Below are 21,044 nucleotides of genomic sequence, written 5' to 3'. Positions count from 1 at the left end.
ACGATGCCGCCCATCCGGCTGGCCGTCGTCGACGACCACCGGATGCTGCTCGGCGCCCTGACCGAGTGGCTCCGCGGCGCCACCGACGACGTCGACCTCCTCGCCGCCGTGCCGTCCTGGTCGGAGCTGCTCGCGCACCCCGAGTTCCCGGTCGACGTGGTCCTCCTCGACCTCGACCTGCGCGACAACATCCCGATCTCGATCAAGCTCTCGACGCTGAAGTCGGCGGGCGTGCGCACGATGCTGATGAGCACGTACTCCGAGCCGGCCGTCGTGCGCGAGGCGCTCGGCGCCGGCGCCCTCGGCTACCTCGTGAAGTCCGAGCCGGTCGAGACGATCGTCGAGGCGATCCGGGCTGCACGCAACGGCGAGCAGTACCTCTCGCAGGAGCTCGAGGACGCCCTGGAGGCCGACGGCGCCGCGCCGCGCCTCAGCGCCCAGGAGCGACGCGTGATGGCGCTCTACGGCGCCGGCCAGCCGGTCAAGGCGGTCGCCTTCCAGCTCGGCATCTCCGAGGAGACGGCCAAGAGCTACCTGAAGCGCATCCGCGAGAAGTACCGGTTGGCGGGCTACGACGTCGGGACGAAGGTGGCGCTCCGCAAGCGCGCGATCGCCGACGGCATCCTCCTGCAGTCCGAGTAGCCCGGCGGCATCACTCCCCGACCGCGCGGAACGCGCCGGTCACCGAGGGCAGCGGGATGCCGCGGCGCTGCCGCGACCGGTCGAGCGCGAACGTGCACGCGGCGAGCACGATCCCCGCGATGGTGAGGAGCAGGCCCACCCACACGGGCGCGACGTAGCCGAGGCCCTCGGCGATGACGATCCCGCCGAGGATCGCGCCGAGGCTGTTGCCGATGTTCAACGCCGAGTGGTTCAGGGCGGCGGCGATCGACTGGCTGTCGCGCGCGACGTCCATGAGGCGGGCCTGGATCGTCGGCGAGAGCGCGGCGGCGGCGGCACCGACGAGGAAGACGCCGACCCCGAGACCCGGCGGATGCTGCGCCGTGAGACCGAGCAGGACGAGCCCGCCGGCGAGGACGCCGAAGAACAGGTACATCGACCGCCGGACGCTCCAGTCCGCGAGTCGTCCGCCCACGAGGTTGCCGGCGGTCATGCCGAGCCCGAAGACCACGAGCACGATCGGCACGGCGCCCGCGGGCAGGCCGGTGACCTCGGTCGCGAGCGGCGCGACGTAGCTGTAGACGGCGAAGAGGCCGCCGAACCCGATGGCACCGATGGCCAGCGCGAACCACGCCTGCGTGCGCGTGAAGATCCGCAGCTCGCGCGTCATGGTCGCACCGGCGTCGCCGGGCTGCCAGGGAACGGCGATCGCGACGGCGAGGAAGGTGGCGACGAAGATGCCGGCGACGGCGAGGTACGCGATCCGCCATCCGGCCTGCTGCCCGAGCCAGGTGATGAGCGGCACGCCGACGACGTTGGCGATGGTGAGCCCGGAGAGCACGAGCGCGACGCCGCGGGCGCGCTTGCCCGGCCCCATGAGGCTCGCCGCGACGAGGGACGCGATGCCGAAGTACGCGCCGTGCGGCAGGGCGGCGAGGAAGCGCGCGGCCACGACGAGCTCGAACGTGGGCAGCAGCGCCGAGGCGATCGTGCCGAGGCTGAACGCGGCGAGCAGCGCGAGGAGCAGCCGTTTGCGCGGCCAGCGGGCGGCGGCCGCGGCGATCGTCGGGGCGCCGACCACGACGCCGAGGGCGTAGGCGGAGATGATCCAGCCCGCTGCGGCGTTCGCGGCGTCCGTCGACTCGGCCGAGAGCCCCGGCAGCAGGTCGGCCGCCATGTCGGGCAGGAGCCCCATCGCGACGAACTCGGTCGCGCCGATGCCGAAGCCCCCCATCGCGAGCGCGAGGAGGGCGAAACGGATGCGGGCCGGCGACAGCGTCGTCGGCCCGTGGTTCTCGGGGGTCACCGATCGATCATCGCACGGATCGAATCGATTCGACAACCCGGCGACGATGCTCGTCGACGTCCGACGGCGTTCTCCGACGCACGCCGACGTCGGGCGGCACCGGCACCGGTCGGCGGCGCGCCGCGCGGCCCTCAGCCGTCGTTCTCGATGGCCGCCTCGAGTCGGTCGACCTTCGCGTCGAGCTCACCGGTCCAGCCGGGCCGGATGTCGGCCTTCAGGACGAGCGAGACGCGGGAGCCGTAGTCGGCCACCGCATCGCATGCATCCTTCACGACGGCCATGACCTCGTCCCACTCCCCCTCGAGCTCGGTGAACATCGAGGTCGTCCGGTTCGGCAGTCCCGATTCGCGGACGATGCGCACCGCCGCGGCGACCGCGTCGTGCACCGACCCGTCGCTCCGTCCCGTTCCGCTCGGTGCGACCGAGAACGCCACCAGCATGCGAGTCCCTCCCCGGGGTCGTCGGCGCGCGACGCGCCGGAACTCACGACGCCGTTCGGCGGCGCCGGTCGCTCCCAGCCTGCCACACCGCGCGGAGCGACCAGGCGAGCAGGACACCCAGCAGCACCACCTTCAGGGTGAGCAGCAGCACGAACCCCGGATCCGCGATGAGCAGCCAGGCGTACCAGTACGGGTAGATGACGTGCGTGATGACCGCGATCGCCGCGGCGAGCGCCGCCGGCGTGAGGAAGCGCGAGCCCCCCAGCACGATGCCGAGCACGACGGGAGCCGCGAGCCAGGTGACGAACTGCGGCGAGCCCACCTTGTTGGCGAGCATGAGCACGGTCGTGAAGGCGAGCGCGAGCGGCGGCAGGAGCGCGACGACCGCAGCGCCGCGTCGTGCGGCGCGCACGCCGACGAGGAACACCGCCGCGACGCCCAGCAGCATGAGCGGCGTGGTGAGCGCGGCCGCGACATCCGCCCCCGGGCCCTCGACCTGGAACGTGAGGATGCCGCGGTCGTAGGCGATCGTGGCCTCGTCGGTGCCCGCGACGATCCACCACAGCCAGGGCACGGCGAGCGGGGCCTCGACCTGGAGCCCGCGCCCGGCCTGCTCGGCCACGAAGCCGAACGCGTTGAGCCCCGAGCCCGCGAGGAGGCTCACGCCGACGATGGCGAGCGACAGCGACGCGGCGACGGTCACCACCTCGAAGCGGCGACGCGACGCGACCAGCAGGGCGGCCACGAGCGCGGCCGGCCACACCTTGACCCACGTCGCGACCGTGAGGAGCACGGCCGCCACGCGAGGTCGCCCGGCCGCCCAGAGCAGCCCGGCCATCGCGATGGGAACGGTGACCGCGTCGATGCGTCCGAGCGCGATCGGGCCGAGGAGGGCGAGGAACGCGAGCCACCACCAGGCGGCCGCGCGGCGCCGCCGGGAGAGGGTGCCGCGGCCGAGCAGCAGCGAGAACGCGACGGCGTCGAGCAGCGAGACCATCACCAGCCAGGCCTGCCCGTACCAGGCAGACCCGAACGCGAGGGCGGCGGTCATCGGCGCGAACGCGAGGATCGGGTAGACCCACGGCGTGTCGATGCCCATCCGGACGACCCCGAGCTGCGCCGTCTCCGCCCAGACGCGGTACACGGCGGTCACGTCGCCGAGCGGCCAACCCGGTGCGAAGAGGTTGAGCAGCACGAGGGCCAGGTGCACGAGCACGAACGCGACCCACGCGGCGGCCCGCCCGCCGAGGCGCGGGCGCCGCGGACGGGGGGCGTCGCGAGACTCCCCGACCGCCGTGCGGGACTCCGCCATGCCTTCGCGCCCGACCGCGGGGTCCGGTCCGGGTTCAGCGCCGCAGGAGCCCGCCGACGACGGCCGGCACTGCGCGGGCGACGTCGAGCGCCGTCACCGGGCCGCCGTCCCAGGCGTCGCTCGCGCGCCGCGCGGCCTCGGAGTGGATGAACGCGGCCGTCGCGGCGAGGTGCGTGATCGCCGCGGCATCCTCCGCCAGCCGCTCGTGGTGCGTGGCGGCGAGCGCGGCGACGATCCCGCCGAGGACGTCGCCCGTCCCCGCGCTGGCGAGCCAGTGGGTCGAGGCGGTCACGGTGAGCAGCGTGCCCTCGGGGTCGCACACGTGCGTGACCGCGCCCTTCAGCAGCACGGCGACCTGGAGCTGGTGCGCGGTCCGTTCGGCCCACCCGCCCGGGTCGGCGTCGATCTCCTCGACCGTGCACGCCGTGTCGCGGTCGTGCAGCAGCTTCGCGAGCTCGCGGGCGTGCGGCGTGATGACGGTGGGCCCCACGTGCGTGCCGACGAGGTCGAGTCCGCCCGCGTCGAGCACGGCCGGGACGCCGGAGGCGAGGGCGTGCTGCAGCTCGCCCGCGAGCATGAAGGACCGGTTCGCCGAGTCCATGCCCGATCCGAGCAGCCACGCCTGGACGCGACCGGCGACCGCGACGGTCTCGGGCCGGGCGGCGAGCACCGCCTGCCGGACGGCTCGGGGCCCCGTGAACCGCACCATCCCGACGCCCGTGCGGTGGGCGGCCTCGACGCCGAGGACCGCGGCGCCCGGGTAGTCGGACGAGCCGGTGATCACCCCGAGCACCCCGCGGCGGTACTTGTCGTCTCCCGCGCCCGGCGCGCTCAGCCACTCGGATGCGTCGTCGGCGGTCCATTCGCGCCACGTCCCGGTTCCCATGGAACCAACGATAGGTTGATGGGCATGCCTGCGACCAACCACGCGCCGATCGCCCTGTCGCCACGGGTGGTGGTGTTCGACTACGGCGAGGTCATCTCGCGCTCGCCGTCCGACGACGACCGCGCCGCACTCCTCGAGCGTGCGGGCATCTCGCCCGACGGGGCCGAGGCCTTCTGGAGCGCCTACTGGGCGCACCGCGACGAACTCGACCGCGGCACGCTGCCGATCGCCGACTACTGGTCGCGCGTGGCCGAGGACCTCGGGCTCGCCTGGTCCGAGGTCGACGTCCACGAGCTCTGGGCCATCGACCACCGCAGCTGGCTCAGCGTCGACCCCGCCACGCTCGCCGTCCTGCACGCCCTGCGCGCGGGCGAGACCCGGCTCGCCCTGCTCTCCAACGCCGGCCCCGACTTCGCCGGATGGCTCCGCCACGGCTCGTTCGCCCCGCTCTTCGAGGCCGTGTTCGTCAGCGGCGAGCTCGAGATGGTCAAGCCCGAGGCCGAGATCTTCGCGCACGTGATGCGCGAGCTCGGGATCACGCCCGAGCAGCTCCTCTTCGTCGACAACACGTCGGTCAACGTCGATGGCGCCGTCGCCGTGGGCGGCGCCGGGCACGTGTTCACGGATGCCGCGGGGCTCGAGTCGTGGCTGCGGGAGATGGCCGCATGACCCCCGACGACCTGCGCGTGGCCGAGCCGACCGCGTCGCCCGCCGCGGACGCGACCGCAGGCGGTCCGGCGCTCTTCCGATCCATCCGGATCCGCGACCTCGAGATCCGCAATCGCGTCTGGGTGCCGCCGCTCTGCCAGTACTCGGTCACCGAGCGCGACGGCGTCCCGCACGACTGGCACCTGGTGCACCTCGGGTCGATGGCGGCCGGCGGCGCGGGTCTCGTCATCGCCGAGGCGACCGCCGTGAACCCCGAGGGGCGCATCTCCGACTACGACACCGGGATCTGGAACGACGAGCAGGCCGAGGCCTGGGCGCGCATCACGCGGTTCATCCGCTCGCAGGGCGCGGCCTCGGGCATCCAGCTCGCGCACGCCGGGCGGAAGGCCTCGGTGTGGCCCGAGACCGTCGACCGGCGCGGCTCGCAGCCGCTCGAGGAGGGCGGCTGGTCCACGGTCGCGCCGTCGGCGATCGCGTTCGACGGGCTGCGGGCGCCGGTGGCGCTCGACGAGTCCGGGATCCTGGCGGTGATCGAGGACTTCCGCGCCGCCGCGCGGAGGGCGGTCGACGCGGGCTTCGACGTCGTCGAGGTGCACGCCGCGCACGGCTACCTCGTGCACCAGTTCCTGTCGCCGCTGTCGAACCTGCGGGACGACCGGTGGGGCGGCGACCTCGAGGGGCGGGCTCGCCTCCTGCTCGAGGTCGTGCGCGCGGTGCGCGCCGAGATCGGCGAGCGGATGCCGCTGTTCGTGCGGTTCTCGGCGACGGACTGGGCGCCCGGCGGCTGGGACGAGGAGCAGACCTCGACGGTGGCGGGCTGGGCCGCCGAAGCCGGCGCCGACTTCTTCGACATCTCCACGGGCGGACTCGTCCGCGACGTGCGCATCCCCGTGGGGCCGGCCTACCAGGCCGCGCACGCGGAGTTCGTGCGCGGCCGCGCGGGCGTCTCGGTGTCCGCCGTGGGGCGGATCACGACGCCCGAGCAGGCCGAGCGACTCGTGGCGTCCGGCGCGGCCGACGCGGTCATGTTCGGCAAGGCCATGATGCGCGACCCGCACCTCGCGCTCCGCGCGGCGAACGCCCTGCACGCCGACGCGGCACCCTGGCCGCCGCAGTACCTGCGGGCGCGGCCGGAGGCCAACGACGGCGAGTTCTGAGGCTCGCGCGTCCGCCCGGCCCCGAGGCAGGGCGGACGCGCCGCGGCCGGCCCGCCCGGATCAGCGGGAGGCGGCCGCGAGCATCTCGCGCGCCTGGTCCAGCGTGACCGACTTCGGCTGCGAGAGCGCGATGATGTTGCCCTCGCTGTCGTCGAACCACGCCCCGCGCTCGCCGTCCATGTCGACCACGCCGTCCTCGGTCGTGAGCTCGGGCAGGTCGTAGTCGTGGAACACGACGCCCTTCGACCGCAGCTCGGCCATGTCGCGGTCGAGGTCGTCGGTCATGATGCCGAACGCCGTGGCCCGGTTGGTGCCGGCGAACTGGGACTCGTAGACGAGCACGATGACGCCGCCGACGACGTACGTCGCACCGCCCATCTCGGTCGAGACCGGATCCAGGCCGAAGGTGTCGTGCCAGAAGCGCTGCGCGCGGTCCAGGTCGGATGCGGCGAGCACGGCCGTCGCCATCGAGTTCTCGAACATGAGACCACCTCATCTCTCGGAGACGCGGGAAGTCTACGCCGACCCCGATGCGGCCGCCTCACCCCCTCCGGGTGGCATCCTGCACCTCGCCGACGAGCTCCTCGATGATGTCCTCGAGGAACACGACGCCCGTCGTGCGGCCCTGCTCGTCGAACGCCCTGGCGAGGTGCGTGCCGAGTCGCCGCATGGTCGCGAGCGCGTCCTCGAGGTCGGTGCCGTCGAAGATCGACACGACCCTGCGGACGCGCTTGGCGGGGATCGGATCGTCGAACTCGTCGTCGTCGAGGTCGATGACGTCCTTCAGGTGCACGTACCCGACCGGCTCGCCGTCGCCGCCCGCGAGCACGTAGCGCGAGAAGCCGCGCCGCGCGACCGCGCGCTCGACGTCGCCCGGCGTGGCATCCGCCGGCAGGCAGACGAGCTCTGCCATCGGCACGGCGACGTCGCGCACCTTCTTCGTCGTGAACTCGAACGCGGCGGTGAGCGTTCCGCTCGCGTCCTCGAGCACGCCCTCGCGCCGCGACTGGACGACGATCGTCTGCACCTCCTCAAGCGTGAAGGTCGAGGTCGCCTCGTTCTTCGGCTCCACGCCGAAGAGCCGCAGCACCCCGTTCGCGGTCGCGTTGAGCGCGACGATCACCGGCCGGAAGATCCGCGCCGTGAAGACGAGCGGGGGAGCCAGCAGCAGCACCGCCCGATCGGGCAGCGAGAAGGACAGGTTCTTCGGCACCATCTCGCCGAGCACCACGTGCAGGTACGACACCACGAGCAGCGCGATCACGAACGCGACGGTCGACACGACCTCGGGCGACCAGCCCGTCAGCTCGAGCGGGACCTCGAGCAGGTGGTGGATGGCGGGCTCCGAGACCGTCAGGATCAGCAGCGAGCAGATCGTGATGCCGAGCTGGCTCATGGCGAGCATGAGCGTCGCGTGCTCCATCGCCCAGAGGGCGGTCTTCGCGCTGCGGCTGCCCTGCTCGGCGAGCGGCTCGATCTGCGAGCGTCGCGCGGAGATGACCGCGAACTCGGCGCCCACGAAGAACGCGTTGCCGAGCAGCAGCACGAACAGCCAGGCGAGTCCGGCCCAGTCGCTCATCGGTCGAGCTCCTTCCGTGCTGCGGCCATCGGGGCGTCGGCATCGACGGCGTCCGCCTGCGTCGGCACGGTCGCGGGCGAGAACTGCACGCGATCGATGCGCCGTCCGTCGAGGCGCTGCACGCGGAACGTGCCGCCCTCCACCTCGACCTCGTCGCCGACCGCCGGCAGCCGACCGAGGCTCGCCATGACGTAGCCCGCGACGGTCTCGTACGCGCCGTCCTCCGGCACCCGGATGCCGGTCCGGTCGAGCAGCTCGTCGGGCCGCAGGATGCCGGGGAAGCTCACGAACTCCCCACGCCGGACCACGCCCGCACGGGTGCGGTCGTGCTCGTCGGACACCTCGCCGACGAGCTCCTCGACCAGGTCCTCCAGCGTCGCGACGCCCGCCGTGCCGCCGTACTCGTCGACGACCACGGCCATCTGGTAGCCGCGCCCGCGGAGCTCGCCGAGCAGCGCATCGAGCTTGATCGTCTCCGGGACCCTGAGCGCGTCGGACTGGAGCGCCGACGCCGGCACGACGTCGCGCTTCTCGCGCGGCACGGCCACGGCCTGCTTGACGTGCACGATGCCGACGATGTCGTCGAGGTCCTCGTCGTACACGGGGAACCGGCTGAAGCCGGTCTGGCGTGCGAGCTCGAGCACGGCCTCGGTCGGCTCCGTGCGCTGCACCGCCGCGACGCGCGGCCGCGGGGTCATCACGTCGGACGCGTCGTGCTCGGAGAAGCGCAGGGTTCGCCCGAGGAGGGTCGCGGTGTCCTCCTCGAGGAGGCCCGCGCTGGCCGACCGCCGCACGAGGCTGGACAGCTCCTCGGCCGAGCGGGCGCCCGAGAGCTCCTCCTTCGGCTCGATGCCGACGAGGCGCAGCAGTCGGTTCGCGCTGCCGTTCAGCAGCGCGATCGCCGGCCGGAAGACCCAGGTGAAGGCCGTCTGGAACGGCATGACGACCTTGGCCGTCTGCCTCGGCAGCGCGAGCGCGAAGTTCTTCGGCACCAGCTCGCCGATGATCATCGACAGCAGCGTCGCGACGACGACCGCCGTCACGGCCCCGACCGGGCGCACGAGCGCCTGGGGCAGGCCGACCGAGGCCAGCGGCCCCGCGAGCAGCGACGAGATCGCGGGCTCCATCGTGTAGCCCGTGAGGAGCGTCGTCAGCGTGATGCCGAGCTGCGCGCTCGAGAGGTGCGTCGAGGTGATCTTGAGGCCCTCGATGGTGAGCCCGAGCCGGGACTCGGCCCGGGCGCGCCGGGCCTCGAGGTCGGCGCGATCGAGGTTCACGAGCGCGAACTCGCTCGCAACGAAGAGGCCCGTGCCGATCGTGAGGAGGAATCCGATGCCGAGGAGGACCCACTCAGACATCCGCACCTCCCCGCGCGGTCACGGGCGAGGGTCTATGGCAGGGCGAGGTCGCAGAGGGAGGGTCGTCCATGGTCGACCCAGTATATCGACGGATGCCGCGAGGCCCCCGAGCCGTGACGCCGCCATCGCTGCCCGCTCCCCTACCAGCTGACCGGCAGCGCCTTGCCCTCCTCGTACCCGGCGGCCGACTGGATGCCGACGAGCGCGCGCTCGCGGAACTCCGGCACGCTGCGCGCGCCGGCGTAGGTGAACGAGCTGCGCACGCCCGAGGTGATCATGTCGAGCAGGTCCTCGAGCGACGGGCGGAGCGGGTCGAGGTAGATCGCCGACGACGAGATGCCCTCGGCGAAGAGCTCCTTGCGGGCGAGCTCGTACGCCGACAGCCGGCCGAAGCGCTCCTTGACGGCCTTGGTGGACGCCATGCCCCAGCTCTCCTTGTACACGCGCCCGTCCGCGTCGCGGCGCAGCGTCCCCGGCGCCTCGATGGTGCCGGCGAACCACGAGCCGATCATGACGGATGCCGCGCCCGCGGCGAGCGCGAGGGCGACGTCGCGCGGGTACCGCACGCCGCCGTCGGCCCACACGGCCGCGCCGTGCTCCCTGGCGGCCTCGGAGGTCTCGAGCACGGCGGAGAACTGCGGACGGCCGACGGCGGTCATCATGCGCGTCGTGCACATGGCGCCCGGCCCGACGCCGACCTTCAGCACGTCGGCGCCCGCCTCGACGAGGTCGGCGACCGCGTCCGCGGTGACGATGTTGCCGGCCACGATCGGGATGCCGAGCCCCGCGGCCTTCACGGCGCGCACCGCTCGGATCATGCCCTCCTGGTGCCCGTGCGCGGTGTCGACGACGAGCATGTCGACGCCCGCCGCGGCGAGCGCGCGCGCCTTGGCCTCCACGTCGCCGTTGATCCCGATCGCCGCCGCGACCCGGAGGCGGCCGGAGGCATCCGTGTTGGGCTCGGAGACGGTGCCGCGCAGGGCGCTGCGCCGGCTCAGGGTGCCGACGACCCGGCCGTGCTCGAGGATGGGCGCGAAGTCGATGCCGGCGTCGACCATGAGGTCGAACGCGCGCCGCGGGGTGTCGACGTCGTCGGCGTCGAGCGACGGGATCGCGCCGTGGACGAGGTCGCCGAGCCGCGCGTCCGGGAGGGCCGTCGCGAGGCGCATCGCGGGGATCGTGCCGGCGTACGCGCCGTCGTCGTCGTGCAGCACGATGCCGTGCCCCTCGACGGCCGGCAGCACCTCGAGGGCGTCGGCGACGGTCCGGTCGGCCGGGAACGCGTGCGGCACGTCGAAGCGCGCCGGTCGGGACTTCACCCACCGGATCGCCTCGTCGAGCTCCTGGAGCGGCAGGTCCTGCGGCAGCACGCCGATGCCGCCCCGGCGCGCGAGCGTGGCCGCGAGGCGGGGGCCGGTCACGGAGTTCATGTTCGCCGAGACGATCGGGATGCTCGCACCCGACCCGTCGTCGGGTGCGAGCGAGACGTCGAGCCGGCTCGTCACGCCCGACCGGCTCGGCACCAGGAAGACGTCGGAGTAGGTCAGGTCGTGCCGGGGCGTCGTGCGATAGAACTCCATGCCCTCAGGCTATGCCGCGACGGCCGTCGGCGCGGCTCGGATGCGGGTCGTCCGGCCCGTCCCGCTGGGAGCTTCCTGCACGCTCGCACGGCCGCCGCAACCCGGTGCCGAGCGCCGCCGGAAGGGGTTTAGGCTTGTCTGGGCGTTCCGCGTCGTGCTGCGCGCGACGCGCCGCAGGTGAGCATCCATCAATGGAGAGAGTGGGCGAAAGGCTGTGTCGAGCCAATTGACCGGGTCGGGATCCGACGAGACGACGTCGGCGATGTTCGGAGCCAACGAGTGGCTCGTGGACGAGATGTACGAGCGGTTCCTCGCCGACCCCGATTCGGTCGACGAGACGTGGCGCGAGGTGCTCGAGCACTACCGCCAGGTGCGCACCGGCGAGACCGCCGCGACGCCCGCGGCCACGGGCACGATGCCCGACGAGGCCGCGCTGCACTCCGCGGCGAGCGAGCAGGCGGAGGCCGCGTCCTCGACGCCGTCGGCCCCTGCCGCCGAGGCAGCGGCCGGGGCACCGGCAGCCGCCGAGGCACCGGCGGCCGACGAGCCGCGGTCCGAGGCCGCCGCGCCCACCGATGCCGCCCCGACGCAGACGCAGGCCGCGCCCGCAGACCAGCCGGTGGCATCCGCCCACGCCCCGGCGACCGCGCCGAACGCCGTCATCGGCCAGGCGCCCGCCGCCCGGACCACGTCGGTCGCGCCCCGCACGACGCCGGTCCCGGCCGACGTGCCCGTGACGAGCCCGCAGCAGCAGGTCGAGGCCGGCGAGCGCCAGGACGAGGTCGTCCCGCTGAAGGGCCTGCCGAAGACCCTCGCGGCCAACATGGACGCCTCGCTCGCGGTCCCGACCGCCACGAGCGTTCGCACCGTCCCGGCGAAGCTCATGATCGACAACCGCATCGTGATCAACAACCACCTCCGACGCACCCGCGGCGGCAAGGTGTCGTTCACCCACCTCATCGGCTGGGCGCTCATCCAGGCGCTGAAGGAGTTCCCGAGCCAGAACGTCTACTACTCCGAGGCCGACGGGAAGCCGGCGCTCGTGAAGCCCGCGCACATCGGCCTCGGCATCGCGATCGACATCCCGAAGCCCGACGGCACCCGCGCCCTCCTCGTGCCCGCGATCAAGCGCGCCGAGACGATGACCTTCAACGAGTACCTCGCCGCCTACGAGGACCTGGTGTCGCGCGCGCGCAAGAACAAGCTCACGGCCGACGACTTCAAGGGTGCGACGATCTCGCTGACGAACCCCGGCGGCATCGGCACCGTCCATTCCGTGCCGCGGCTCATGAAGGGCCAGGGCTGCATCATCGGCGCCGGCGCCCTCGAGTACCCGGCCGAGTTCCAGGGCGCGAGCGAGAAGACGCTCGCCAACCTCGCGATCGGCAAGACGATCACGCTCACCTCGACCTACGACCACCGCGTCATCCAGGGCGCCGGGTCGGGCGAGTTCCTGAAGAAGGTGCACGAGCTGCTCATCGGCGAGCGCAACTTCTACCAGGACATCTTCGCGGCGCTCCGCCTGCCGTACGAGCCCATCAAGTGGAACGCCGACATCTCGGTCGACATCGCGAGCGCGATCGACAAGACCGCCCGCGTGCAGGAGCTCATCAACTCCTTCCGCGTGCGCGGCCACATGATGGCTGACATCGACCCGCTCGAGTACGTCCAGCGCTCGCACCCCGACCTCGACATCGAGAGCCACGGCCTGACCTTCTGGGACCTCGACCGCGAGTTCGTCACCGGCGGGTTCGGCGACAAGCGCACCGCGCTCCTCCGCGACATCCTCGGCGTCCTCCGCGACTCGTACTGCCGCACCATCGGCATCGAGTACATGCACATCCAGGACCCGGTGCAGCGCAAGTGGATCCAGCAGCAGGTCGAGCGCAAGTACGAGAAGCCGACGCACGACGAGCAGATGCGCATCCTCGGCAAGCTCAACGAGGCCGAGGCGTTCGAGACCTTCCTGCAGACGAAGTACGTCGGCCAGAAGCGCTTCAGCCTCGAGGGCGGCGAGTCGATGATCGCGCTCCTCGACGAGGTGCTGCAGGGCGCCGCGAAGGAGGGCCTCGACGAGGTCGCCATCGGCATGGCGCACCGCGGCCGCCTGAACGTGCTCACGAACATCGCCGGCAAGACGTACGGCCAGGTGTTCCGCGAGTTCGAGGGCACGCAGGACCCGAAGTCGTTCTCCGGCTCGGGCGACGTGAAGTACCACCTCGGCACCGAGGGCACGTTCACGGCCGACGACGGGCAGCAGGTCCCGGTCTCGCTCGCCGCGAATCCGTCGCACCTCGAGGCGGTCGACGGCGTGCTCGAGGGCATCGTCCGCGCCAAGCAGGACCGCAAGCCGGTCGGCACGTACTCGGTGCTCCCGATCCTCGTCCACGGCGACGCCGCGATGGCCGGCCAGGGTGTCGTGGTCGAGACCATGCAGATGTCGCAGCTCCGGGCCTACCGCACGGGCGGCACCATCCACCTCGTGGTGAACAACCAGGTCGGCTTCACCACCGTCCCGGGCGACGCCCGCTCGTCGATCTACTCGACGGATGTCGCCAAGGCGGTGCAGGCGCCCGTCTTCCACGTGAACGGCGACGACCCCGAGGCCGTGGTGCGCGTCGCGGAGCTCGCGTTCCGCTACCGCCAGGAGTTCAAGCGCGACGTCGTCATCGACCTCGTCTGCTACCGGCGCCGCGGCCACAACGAGGGCGACGACCCCTCGATGACCCAGCCGCTCATGTACAACCTCATCGAGGCCAAGCGCTCGGTCCGCAAGCTCTACACCGAGGCGCTCGTCGGCCGCGGCGACATCACCGAGGAGGAGTACGAGAACGCGCACCGCGACTTCCAGGACCGCCTCGAACGCGCCTTCGCCGAGACCCACGCCGCGCAGACCGGATCGATCCCGATCGTCGGCGGCGACGCCCGCGGCGCCGAGCCCGTCTCCGGCGAGCTCGAGACGACCGGCGTCTCGACCGAGGTCGTGCACGCCATCGGCGACGCCTTCAACAACAAGCCCGAGGGCTTCACGGTCCACCCGAAGATCCAGCAGCTCCTCGCCAAGCGCCACGACATGAGCCGCAACGGCAAGGTCGACTGGGGCTTCGGCGAGCTGCTCGCACTCGGCTCGCTGCTGCTCGAGGGCACCCCGGTGCGCCTCGTCGGCCAGGATGCGCGACGCGGCACCTTCGTGCAGCGCCACGCGGTGCTGCACGACCGCGTGAACGGCCAGGAGTGGCTGCCGCTGCAGTACCTCGGCGACCAGCAGGCCCGGTTCTGGATCTACGACTCGCTGCTGAGCGAGTACGCGGCGATGGGCTTCGAGTACGGCTACTCCGTCGAGCGCGCCGACGCGCTGGTCATGTGGGAGGCCCAGTTCGGCGACTTCGCCAACGGCGCCCAGACGATCATCGACGAGTTCATCTCGTCGGCCGAGCAGAAGTGGGGCCAGCGCTCGAGCGTCGTGCTGCTGCTCCCCCATGGCTACGAGGGCCAGGGACCCGATCACTCGAGCGCCCGCATCGAGCGGTACCTGCAGATGTGCGCGGAAGACAACATGACGGTCGCACGCCCGTCGACGCCCGCCTCGTACTTCCACCTGCTCCGTCGCCAGGCGTACCAGCGCCCGCGCCGTCCGCTCGTGGTGTTCACGCCGAAGGCGATGCTGCGCCTGCGCGGAGCGACGAGCGAGGTCGAGGACTTCACGCAGGGCCGCTTCGAGCCCGTGCTCGACGACGCGCGCATCACCGACCGCGACGCGGTCAAGCGCGTCGTCATCATGGCCGGCAAGCTGTACTACGACCTGCTCGCCGAGCTCGAGAAGAACCCGAACCCCGAGGTCGCGCTCGTGCGTCTCGAGCAGTACTACCCGCTGCCCGGCGCCGCGCTGAAGCAGATCACGGACTCGTACCCGAACGCCGAGCTCGTCTGGGCGCAGGACGAGCCCGAGAACCAGGGTGCCTGGCCGTTCTTCATCATCGAGACGAACAAGCTCGGCCCGCGCGAGGTGCGCCTCGTCGCCCGCTCCGCAGCGGCCTCGCCCGCGACCGGCTCCGCGAAGCGGCACGCCGCCGAGCAGGCCGACCTCATCAAGCGCGCGCTCTACTAGGCGACCGCAGCGCCCGCACGACACTCGAGCGGATGCCTCCTCCCGGAGGCATCCGCTCGTGTCGTCTCGGCGCGACCCGACGGTCGGCCGACCGTGGGGTCAGCGCGTCAGCGCGTCAGCGCGTCTCGACGGCGACGCGGTCGGACGCCGCCCCGCCCGGGTCCGCTGCGCCCGGCCCCTCGGACCGGGGCGCGGGCCCCGCGGAATCCGCCGGCGCCGCGTGGACGCCGTGCCGGCGCTCCTCCCGCGACAGGCGGCTCGGCCACCAGATGGCCCGACCGATGTCGTACGAGACCGCGGGCACGAGGAGTGTCCGCACGAGGAACGTGTCGAGCAGCACGCCGAACGCGACGATGAACGAGATCTGCGCCAGGAAGAGGATGGGCAGCACGCCGAGGGCCGCGAAGGTCGCGGCGAGCACGAGCCCGGCCGACGTGATCACCCCTCCCGTGAGCCGGAGCCCGCGGAGGATGCCCTCGCGCGTGCCGTGCCGCGAGGCCTCCTCGCGCACGCGCGTCATGAGGAAGATGTTGTAGTCGACGCCGAGCGCCACGAGGAACACGAACCCGAACAGCGGCACCGACGGATCGGCGCCCGGAAACCCGAACACGAACTCGAACACCAACGCCGAGACCCCGAGCGCCGCCGCGAACGAGAGCACGACGCTCGCGATCAGGATGAGCGGGGCGACGACGGCGCGGAGCAGCAGCATCAGGATCACGAGGATCGCGAGCAGCACGAGCGGGATGATGAGCCGCTGGTCGGCGATCGCCGCCTCGTTGGTGTCGAGCGCGACCGCGGTCGGGCCGCCGACGAGCACGCCCTCCCCGACCTCGTCGAGCCGTTCGCGGAGGTCGACCACGGTCGCCTCGGCCTCGGCCGAGTCGGCGGGGTCCTCGAGCGTGGCCTGCAGGAGCACGTCGCCGTCGACGACGGTCGGCTCCGGCGCCGGCGTACCGGGCGGGCCGAACGCCTCGACGCCGTCCTCCGTCACGGGCGCCGATCCGGCCGGCGAGTCGGCCGAGAGCACGGCGACGGATGCCACGCCGGGCGTGCCGAGCGCGAGGTCGGCGATCTCCTGCAGCTCGTCCTCCGGTCCGATGATCACGGCCGGGGTGCCGGAGCCGCCCGGGAAGTGCTCGCTGACGAGTTCCTGGCCGTCGCGCGCCTGCGACTCGCCGAGCACGAACTCGCTCGACGGCACGCCGTCGGCGTCGAGCCGGACGAGCCCCAGCGCCATCACGCCGAGGAGCAGCGTCGAGAGGATCCACACCGTCCGGGGGCGACCCGAGACGAGCCGCCCGACCCCCGCCCACAGCCCACGGGGTGCGGCGTCGTCGCCCTCGCCCGGCGCCGCATGGCGGCCGCGGTCGCCATCTGCGGCGGACTCCTCGACGCGGATGATGCGGCGCGGCCAGAACGCCACCCGCCCCGCCCAGAGCAGCAGTGCCGGCAGCAGGGTCAGCGCCGCGAACAGGGCGAAGACGATGCCGATCGCCGCGACGGGACCGAGGATCTTGTTGGAGTTCAGCTCGGATGCGAGCAGGATCAGGAGGCCCACGATGACGGTGCCCGCCGAGGCGGCGATCGGCTCCCACGAGCCCTTGAGCGCCGCCCACGTGGCATCCCACTTCGTCTCGTGCTGCGACAGCGCCTCGCGGTAGCGGGCGATGTAGAGCAGGGCGTAGTCGGTGGCGGCGCCGATGACGAGGATGAACAGGATCCCCTGGGTCTGGCCGGAGAGCAGCAGCAGGTCGGCCTTCGCGAGCTGCACGACCGTGAACACGGAGGCGGTGAGCGCGGTCACGCTCGTGAACAGCACGATGAGCGGCAGGAGCGGCGATCGGTAGACGATCACGAGGATCACCAGCACCGCGAGGAGCGCGACGGCGAGGAGCAGTCCGTCGATGCCCGAGAACGCCGCCGAGAGGTCCGCGGTGAAGCCCGCGGGACCGGTGACGGCGGCGGTCGTGCCCTCGACGGGCGTCTCCTCGAGCAGTCCGCGGAGTGCCTCGACGGTCGCTCCGGAGCCCTCCTCGCCTTCGCCCGGCGCGATCGAGGCCACGAACTGGGCCGCCTCGCCGTCCTCCGACGGGATCACGGGCGAGGTCTCGTCCGCCACCACGCCGTCGAGGTCGAGCACGTCCTCGCGGAGGTCGTCGAGGTCGGCGAGCTGCGCATCGGTCAGGTCCGAACCGTCGTCGGAGGCGACGATCACGATCGCCGGCACGTTCTCGGAGTCGCGGAAGCCGTCCTGGAGCTCGTTCACCTCCGTCGCCTCCGCCGAGGCGGGCAGGAAGGACGCCTGATCGTTCTGCTGCACGTCGGAGAGCCCGCCGAATGCGGCACCCCCGGCGCCGAACAGCGCGAACCAGACGAGGATCAGGACGGTCGGGATCAGGATGCGCAGCCAGGCGGGGACGCGACCCCGGGGGCGTTTCGCGGACACATGCTCGTTCATCGTGCTCGACGCTACGTGCCGGGCACGTCGGCGCGCGTCCATCGAAAGTTCGGAACCCGGCGGGCGGATCCGCTCACGCGGAGGAGGTCAGTCGGCGAGGACGTCGTGCCCGGACTGGACCGCCCGGATGCGGGTCAGCACGACCGCGCGGAGCTCCTCGGGCGCGCTCTCGCGGCACGCCCGCTGGACCACCTCGGTGATCGCGACGCCCACGCGCAGTTCGTTCCGGCAGTCGGCGCAGTTCGCGACGTGCTCGCGGATGTCCGCGGCATCCTCGCTGCGCAGTTCGTTGTGCAGGTACTCCTCGAGTTCGGCCTTCGCCTTGTCGCAGCCGCAGTCGGTCATCTCGTGCTCCTGGAGGATCGGGCCGCCGGCTGCGTCGCGGCGAATCCGCGCTCGCTGGCGTAGTCGGCGAGGGACTCGCGGAGCATCCGCCTGCCGCGGTGCAGGCGACTCATCACGGTCCCGATCGGGGTGTTCATCATGTCGGCGATCTCCTGGTAGGAGAATCCCTCGACGTCGGCGAAGTAGACGGCGAGCCGGAAGTCCTCGGGCAGCGCCTGCAGCGCGTCCTTCACGGCCGAGTCGGGCAGGTGGTCGATCGCCTCGGCCTCGGCCGACCGGCTCGAGGACGCCGTGGTCGACTCGGCGCCGCCGAGCTGCCAGTCCTCGAGCTCGTCGATCGTGCCCTGGTAGGGCTCGCGCTGCTTCTTGCGGTAGCTGTTGATGAAGGTGTTGGTGAGGATCCGGTACAGCCATGCCTTGAGGTTCGTGCCCTGCTTGAACGACGCGAACGCCGCGTAGGCCTTCACGAAGGTCTCCTGCACGAGGTCCTGCGCATCGGCGGGGTTCTTCGTCATGCGCAGCGCGGCCGCGTAGAGCTGGTCGATGAACGGCAGCGCCTGTTCCTCGAACAGGGCGCCGAGGTCGCGCTGGTCGTCGTCGGGGGTCGCCTCGTCGGGCCGGGTCTCGCCGGCCGGGGTGGCGGAGTCGTCGCTCATCAGGGGCCATCCTAGATCGTCGGCCTCCGAGCGGACCGGGCGATCGAGTACCGCGAGTGACACGCACCGACTCCTTCCTGCTCACCGGACGCTACTGTTGGTAACCGATGCAGATCTCGAGGTATTCCGCGCCGGAGTTCGATCCGTACGGCGACAACCGCCAGACCGAGACGGATGACGGATGGCGCGCGCCCGTGGCATCCGCCCCGCTCTCGGCCTCGCTGTCGCTGCCGGGCTCGAAGTCGCTCACGAATCGCGAACTGATCCTGGCCGCCCTCGCCGACGGACCGTCGACGCTGCGCGCGCCGCTCTGGTCGCGCGACAGCGAGCTCATGGTCGAGGGGCTCCGCGCGCTCGGGGTCGGGTTCGAGCGGATGCCGGGAACCGGCGGGTTCGGCGACGACCTCCGCGTGACGCCCGCCGACGAGCTGTTCGGGTCGACGACGATCGACTGCGGGCTCGCGGGCACGGTCATGCGGTTCCTTCCGGCCGTCGCGGCGCTCGCGCTCGGGCCGACGACGTTCGACGGCGACGCCTCCGCGTACCGCCGACCGATGCGCGGGGTCATCGAGGGCCTGCGCGGCATCGGCGTCGACCTCGACGACGACGGCCGTTGGGCGCTGCCGTTCACGGTGCACGGCACCGGGCGCGTCGAGGGCGGCGAGCTCACGATCGACGCCTCGGCGTCGAGCCAGTTCGTCTCCGGGCTCCTGCTGTCGGCGCCGCGGTTCGAGCGCGGGCTCGACCTGACGCACGCGGGCGAGCGGCTCCCGAGCCTGCCGCACATCGAGATGACGATCGACACCCTCGCGCGTCGCGGCGTCGAGGTCGAGCAGCCCTCGGTCGGTCGCTGGCGCGTCGCGCCCGGCCCGATCGCCGCGCGCGACGTCGACATCGAGCCCGACCTGTCGAACGCCGCGCCGTTCCTCGTCGCCGCGCTCGTCGCGGGCGGGTCGGTCACGATCTCCGGATGGCCCGACGAGACCACGCAGGTCGGCGCGCAGCTCGATCACCTGCTCCCCCGGTTCGGGGCGCGGGTCGAGCGCGAGGGCGACCGGCTCACCGTGCACGCGCCGACGCCGGCGCGTGACGGGAGCCGCGGCATCCGCGGGGTCGATCTCGACCTGTCGGAGGCCGGCGAGCTCGTCCCGAACCTCGTCGCACTCGCGGCGTTCGCCGACGAGCCGAGCACGATCACGGGCATCGGGCACATCCGCCACCACGAGACCGACCGCCTCGCGGCGCTCGCGGCCGAGCTGAACGGCCTCGGCGGTCGAGTCACCGAGCTCGACGACGGACTGCGCATCGAGCCGGCGCCGCTCCACGGCGGCGAGTGGAGGGCGTACGAGGACCACCGCATGGCGACGACGGGCGCGATCGTCGGGCTCGCGGTCGACGGCGTCGTCGTCGACGACATCGGGTCGACCTCGAAGACGCTGCCGCAGTTCACCGAGCTCTGGGAGCGGATGCTCGGATGAGCTGGTGGGACACGGACGACGAGGACGAGGAGTACGGGGAGTACGACGAGGCCGACGTCCGGGTCCGCCCGAACCGCAAGGGCAGCCGGCCGCGCACCAAGGTGCGGCCCGAGCACGCCGACGCCGACACGGGGTTCGTGCTGGGCGTCGACCGCGGCCGGTACGCGGTCCTCGTCGACGAGGGCGCCGAGGACGAGCGCGAGATCACGGCGGCGCGGGCGAGCGAGCTGCGCCGCAAGTCGGTCGTGACGGGCGACCGCGTCGACCTCGTGGGCGACACGTCGGGCGACGAGGGCACGCTCGCGCGCATCGTGCGCATCCGCGAGCGTTCGACCCTCCTCCGGCGGAGCGCGGACGACACCGACGCCGTCGAGCGCGTGATCGTCGCCAACGCCGACCAGATGCTCATCGTCATCGCCGCCGCCAACCCCGAGCCGCGCGTCCGGCTCGTCGACCGGTACCTCGTCGCCGCATACGACGCGGGCATCGCCCCGCTCGTCTGCGTCACGAAGACCGACCTCGCGGACCCCGCGCCGTTCCTGGCCAACTTCGCCGGCCTCGACCTGCCGGTCTTCCTCAGCCGGACCGACGCCATGCCGCTCGACGAGATCTCCGAGCAGCTCGTCGCGCACCGTACGGTGTTCGTCGGCCACTCCGGCGTCGGCAAGTCCACGCTCGTGAACGCCCTGGTCCCCGACGCCAACCGCGCGACCGGGCACGTCAACGTGGTCACCGGGCGCGGGCGCCATACGTCGTCCTCGACGGTCTCGCTGCGCCTCGAGCACGACGGACGCACGGGCTGGGTCATCGACACCCCCGGCGTGCGCTCGTTCGGGCTGGGCCACGTCGACCCCGCGAACATCCTCGGCGCGTTCGCCGACCTCGCCCGCATCGCGGAGGACTGCCCGCGCGGGTGCACGCACCTGCCCGACTCCCCCGACTGCGCGATCATCGAGGCCGTCGAGGCGGGCGAGCTCGGCGAATCCGGGCGCACTCGGCTGGACTCGCTCCAGCGGCTCCTCGCGACGTTCGCCTAGCGACGACGACGACGCGCACGCGGCATCCGTCGCCCTGCCTACGATTGAGGC

General features: G+C 72.4%; 17 protein-coding genes. 6 read left to right on the top strand and 11 right to left on the bottom strand.

All coding sequences use genetic code 11. The features are described 5' to 3' along the window. Positions 1–3 precede the first annotated feature (3 nt). On the top strand, positions 4–642 hold the full coding sequence (locus ACQ393_RS06670) for a response regulator (RefSeq protein WP_430646300.1): 639 nt from the start codon (positions 4–6) through the stop codon (positions 640–642). A 10-nt stretch (positions 643–652) separates the two neighbouring features. Here ACQ393_RS06670 and ACQ393_RS06665 read toward each other — a convergent pair whose 3' ends face one another. The 4 genes from ACQ393_RS06665 to ACQ393_RS06650 all read right to left on the bottom strand — a co-directional run bounded on the left by ACQ393_RS06665 (position 653) and on the right by ACQ393_RS06650 (position 4,565). Further along, entirely contained in the window at positions 653–1,927 is a 1,275-nt protein-coding gene (locus tag ACQ393_RS06665; RefSeq protein ID WP_430646044.1) for an MFS transporter, read from the bottom strand. A 131-nt stretch (positions 1,928–2,058) separates the two neighbouring features. Further along, a complete protein-coding gene (locus tag ACQ393_RS06660; protein ID WP_430646043.1) occupies positions 2,059–2,367 on the bottom strand; it encodes a thiamine-binding protein in 309 nt (102 codons plus the stop codon). Positions 2,368–2,410: 43 nt separating this feature from the next. Next, entirely contained in the window at positions 2,411–3,679 is a 1,269-nt protein-coding gene (locus ACQ393_RS06655) for a glycosyltransferase 87 family protein (RefSeq protein WP_430646042.1), read from the bottom strand. Positions 3,680–3,713: 34 nt separating this feature from the next. Then, positions 3,714–4,565, bottom strand: a complete 852-nt coding sequence (locus ACQ393_RS06650) for an ADP-dependent NAD(P)H-hydrate dehydratase (RefSeq protein WP_430646041.1) — start codon at positions 4,563–4,565, stop codon at positions 3,714–3,716. A gap of 24 nt (positions 4,566–4,589) precedes the next feature. Here ACQ393_RS06650 and ACQ393_RS06645 point away from each other — a divergent pair, with 24 nt between their 5' ends. Then, complete coding sequence (locus tag ACQ393_RS06645; RefSeq protein ID WP_430646040.1) at positions 4,590–5,234, top strand: HAD family hydrolase; 645 nt, start codon at positions 4,590–4,592, stop codon at positions 5,232–5,234. Next, positions 5,231–6,391 carry an NADH:flavin oxidoreductase/NADH oxidase gene (locus ACQ393_RS06640; RefSeq protein WP_430646039.1) on the top strand — a complete coding sequence of 387 codons (1,161 nt, stop codon included), beginning with the start codon at positions 5,231–5,233 and terminating at the stop codon, positions 6,389–6,391. The genes ACQ393_RS06645 and ACQ393_RS06640 overlap by 4 nt, the downstream gene beginning before the upstream one ends. 60 nt (positions 6,392–6,451) lie before the next feature. Here the strand turns inward: ACQ393_RS06640 and ACQ393_RS06635 are convergent, their stop codons facing one another. The 4 genes from ACQ393_RS06635 to ACQ393_RS06620 form a co-directional block, all read right to left on the bottom strand. Continuing rightward, positions 6,452–6,874: a VOC family protein gene (locus ACQ393_RS06635; RefSeq protein WP_430646038.1), complete on the bottom strand. Its 423-nt coding sequence runs from the start codon at positions 6,872–6,874 to the stop codon at positions 6,452–6,454. A gap of 58 nt (positions 6,875–6,932) precedes the next feature. Further along, positions 6,933–7,970 carry a hemolysin family protein gene (locus ACQ393_RS06630; RefSeq protein WP_430646037.1) on the bottom strand — a complete coding sequence of 346 codons (1,038 nt, stop codon included), beginning with the start codon at positions 7,968–7,970 and terminating at the stop codon, positions 6,933–6,935. After that, the gene (locus tag ACQ393_RS06625; RefSeq protein ID WP_430646036.1) at positions 7,967–9,328 is read right to left on the bottom strand and encodes a hemolysin family protein; all 1,362 of its coding nucleotides are present in this window, start codon (positions 9,326–9,328) and stop codon (positions 7,967–7,969) included. The genes ACQ393_RS06630 and ACQ393_RS06625 overlap by 4 nt, the downstream gene beginning before the upstream one ends. 140 nt (positions 9,329–9,468) lie before the next feature. Then, positions 9,469–10,908, bottom strand: a complete 1,440-nt coding sequence (locus tag ACQ393_RS06620; RefSeq protein WP_430646035.1) for a GuaB1 family IMP dehydrogenase-related protein — start codon at positions 10,906–10,908, stop codon at positions 9,469–9,471. A 262-nt stretch (positions 10,909–11,170) separates the two neighbouring features. Between ACQ393_RS06620 and ACQ393_RS06615 the strand changes: the two genes are divergently transcribed. Next, on the top strand, positions 11,171–15,016 hold the full coding sequence (locus ACQ393_RS06615) for a multifunctional oxoglutarate decarboxylase/oxoglutarate dehydrogenase thiamine pyrophosphate-binding subunit/dihydrolipoyllysine-residue succinyltransferase subunit (RefSeq protein ID WP_430646034.1): 3,846 nt from the start codon (positions 11,171–11,173) through the stop codon (positions 15,014–15,016). A 115-nt stretch (positions 15,017–15,131) separates the two neighbouring features. Here the strand turns inward: ACQ393_RS06615 and ACQ393_RS06610 are convergent, their stop codons facing one another. The 3 genes from ACQ393_RS06610 to ACQ393_RS06600 all read right to left on the bottom strand — a co-directional run bounded on the left by ACQ393_RS06610 (position 15,132) and on the right by ACQ393_RS06600 (position 18,478). Then, on the bottom strand, positions 15,132–17,477 hold the full coding sequence (locus ACQ393_RS06610) for an MMPL family transporter (protein WP_430646033.1): 2,346 nt from the start codon (positions 17,475–17,477) through the stop codon (positions 15,132–15,134). A gap of 87 nt (positions 17,478–17,564) precedes the next feature. After that, positions 17,565–17,822 carry a mycothiol system anti-sigma-R factor gene (gene rsrA / locus ACQ393_RS06605; RefSeq protein WP_430646032.1) on the bottom strand — a complete coding sequence of 86 codons (258 nt, stop codon included), beginning with the start codon at positions 17,820–17,822 and terminating at the stop codon, positions 17,565–17,567. Beyond that, positions 17,819–18,478 carry a sigma-70 family RNA polymerase sigma factor gene (locus ACQ393_RS06600; RefSeq protein WP_430646031.1) on the bottom strand — a complete coding sequence of 220 codons (660 nt, stop codon included), beginning with the start codon at positions 18,476–18,478 and terminating at the stop codon, positions 17,819–17,821. Before ACQ393_RS06600 ends, rsrA begins: the two co-directional genes overlap by 4 nt. Before the next feature lie 107 nt (positions 18,479–18,585). Between ACQ393_RS06600 and aroA the strand changes: the two genes are divergently transcribed. Continuing rightward, entirely contained in the window at positions 18,586–19,956 is a 1,371-nt protein-coding gene (gene aroA / locus ACQ393_RS06595; protein WP_430646030.1) for a 3-phosphoshikimate 1-carboxyvinyltransferase, read from the top strand. Then, on the top strand, positions 19,953–20,993 hold the full coding sequence (gene rsgA / locus ACQ393_RS06590) for a ribosome small subunit-dependent GTPase A (RefSeq protein WP_430646029.1): 1,041 nt from the start codon (positions 19,953–19,955) through the stop codon (positions 20,991–20,993). Before aroA ends, rsgA begins: the two co-directional genes overlap by 4 nt. The last annotated feature ends 51 nt before the right edge of the window (positions 20,994–21,044 follow it).

The organism is Agromyces sp. GXS1127, assembly GCF_050565425.1.
Taxonomy (GTDB): domain Bacteria; phylum Actinomycetota; class Actinomycetes; order Actinomycetales; family Microbacteriaceae; genus Agromyces.
Note: the sequence above shows the minus strand (reverse complement) of the source record. Positions and strands in the feature narration are given on the sequence as shown.